General features: G+C 41.7%; 3 protein-coding genes. All 3 read right to left on the minus strand.

The annotated features are described in order from the left end of the window. On the minus strand, positions 1-434 hold a 434-nt coding region (locus EHS11_RS02875; RefSeq protein ID WP_135762919.1), incomplete at its 3' end, for a hypothetical protein. 362 nt (positions 435-796) lie between these two features. Further along, positions 797-1,345 carry a hypothetical protein gene (locus EHS11_RS02880; protein ID WP_210413613.1) on the minus strand — a complete coding sequence of 183 codons (549 nt, stop codon included), beginning with the start codon at positions 1,343-1,345 and terminating at the stop codon, positions 797-799. Further along, on the minus strand, positions 1,339-2,733 hold a 1,395-nt coding region (locus tag EHS11_RS02885), incomplete at its 5' end, for a hypothetical protein (protein WP_210413614.1). The genes EHS11_RS02885 and EHS11_RS02880, both read right to left, overlap by 7 nt.

The following is a 2,733-nucleotide window of genomic DNA, read 5'->3' on the forward strand; positions in this document are numbered from 1 at the left end:
TCTTCACCCCAGGAGTCAAATAAATCTTTGCCTTTGGGAGCCATGATCGGCTTGACTTCTGCCAAGCTCACATAACGAGTCTCAGTTTGTGCTCCACTGATATATTTTCCATCTCTTCTCCCACCGATCTGACCATTGCTAATCGACTTTGTAAGTGTTGCTATGTTTGTTTCTTTATTGACTGTATAAGTATAATCTTGTCTCAGTAGGCTCTTGCACTGTGTCGGGTCCACATAACAAGTGCCTGTCAATGCCTTCTCTTCCGCTGTCATCGTAAGTCCCGTTGTTTGACCGAGTAGGATTTTCTCCATCTTGTTAAGCGACCTGACAATCATTCCATTTTGATACTCAAAACCTTGCCCTTGCATATAAGCAATCGAATCCTTGAAAGTAGTCTTAAAACATCCTTCCTGCGTTGCTCCCTTTTCCGCCATACAAAGCGTTCGATGCTTCCCGCTCCTGTGCGCGTAACCTCCGTGTTACGACGCACGAGCTTCGGCCGTCCTGGCCTCGCCACCGCGAGAAACATCTCTCTTGCTTTTAAGAGAAGAGAGACTTTATCTATGTTTTGTTGGGCGCCTCGCATCTTTTCTTTTCCAGTTCCTCTTTTTTGTTAACCGACCGTGCTCTCCGTTGCAATCTTCGCCTTATGGGTCGCGCGAAGGATTTCCACTCCGATCACTTGCGCGGGGGACTGATATATTAAATCAATTTTCCTTTTCATTCGTTTTGTTCCATATAATTTACTTTTTATCCAATAATATAGTTTTTGCGAGGCGCAGCTCAGACGCAGCTTTCAAAATGTCCCCACCCCGTAGAATTCACAATCAGTCGATTTCTCGGTTAAGAAACGAATGCTATAAGTATAACCATTGGTATTTTCTGGGTGAATATTATAGGTAGTAACTACATTTTTATATTCTTTCTGCGGGTTTGATAAATCAATGGAGATATTTCCTCTTTTAAGCATATCACTAACAGAAAATTCAGGAAGGCCTAAATCGGGGGCATTCGTAACACGAAACTCGTGTGGCTGTTTAGCGGTGATTAATAAATTATACCAAAACCCTTTTTTTAAACGTAAGACCTTAATTAACTCGGCTTTCGAAATTGAGATTCCTTGTGGGTCAATATAGTCAAATTCTTCCGAAAAAAATGGAATTAGCCTTTCGACATCCTTTTTTAAAAGATAATTTAGTACTTTGTTTTCACAGTCGGTTAATTCATTAAAGTGAATTTCTTTAATTTCTATTTGTTCTGTCTTTTGTGAAGTTTTACTTAGATCAGGCCCACAATAAAGAGTTAGCAAAACCAACATATAAATAAGCTTCCTTGTATTTACCATTTTTTTCTCATTGCCTCCAAAAATTGTTCACGACTCATTTTTTTCGGGAAATTAATATGCGGATGTGGCCCAGGTTTAGGGTATTGTTGCGTCCCAATAGGTCCTGCTACACCAAAGGGTTCTCCAGGATTTAATGTAACTGGGTTTGAAGGAGAAGCATCTTTCAGTTTTGCATTAATGTATTGAGTATGAAACAACTGACCTTGTTGCAGCTTACCATTCACATCTTTAAAAGTAAAATTAATAATAGTTCCTGCACGATCATCTTGTTTTACTCCCGTGACCGCTATAGGCTGATTTTCAAATCCGAACTGATAACCTGTTCGATATGAACGTTTAACATCAATAGAGTGCGGATTTAGATCATGTTTCTCTGGATTCTCAGGGTTATTGTAATGTGGTGCATTTTCAATATTCTCTGAGAAATTAGATGGCAACATAAACCTAGAGTCACCTTCAGGGAAATTTACAAAATATGTATCTCCCGAAAAAACAGCTGACTTAAACCCTTTATCTCCATTTGGTGGAGTTTCAGTCGCTAATGGAAACCCTGTATGCTCCATAGGCAAGCCTTGCAAAAGACCCGAAGTATCAGGTCTTGTTCTACCATCGAATCTTAGCTTATTTAACTTATCATCAATTGTTGAAGTGAAGTTTTCTTTATTAAAAGTGGGGGAATTCATAGAATCGATTATATATTTGAATTGTGCTTCACTTAAATCCCCATCTTTATATTTGAGATAATATTCGTTCGCAAGCTTTATATTTTCAGAACCCCTTGTGCTTAATGACACTCCATCTGAAACAACTTCACCTGGCTTCACATTTCCTTCTATAGGATTCGTAGCAGTAACTCCACCAAAAAATAGTGCCATCTGTTCCGCAAAATTAAATCCCCCCGCCGCTTTCAGAGGTTCCGAAGCATCCCCCGTCTTAATAATACCATCCTCCGGCACAGGCAATCCCGCATCATCCTCGCCATCCTCTCTTCTCCGAGCAGGAACCTCAACGACTTGCCCCCGAACCGGTGGCGTAGCTCCGTTACTTGCTCCACCACCTAATCCCATATAAGCGAGTGCTCCACCAAAGAATGTCCCCGCACTCGCCAGCGCGGCGATTGCCAATGTCTCCGGATTGACCTCTCCATTGATCCGATCCAATTCTGCTTCCCTGGCTGCGCGACTCATCGCGGCGATTTCCGCATCTGTTTTACCGGAATCCCTTAACTGCTTGTACTCAGCGGCAGCATTGATCTCACCTAACTTCCGACTCCTCTCCTCTGGAGACAAACTGTCCGGGTCGGAAATTCCCGCTGCCTTTAATACTTCATCCTGTTGTAATTTATTTCCTCTGTCTTGCGCCAAATTGATGTTCTGTTCCGACCAGTT

Origin of the sequence: Leptospira ilyithenensis (genome assembly GCF_004771005.1) — a bacterium.
Taxonomy (GTDB): Bacteria; Spirochaetota; Leptospiria; order Leptospirales; family Leptospiraceae; genus Leptospira_A; species Leptospira_A ilyithenensis.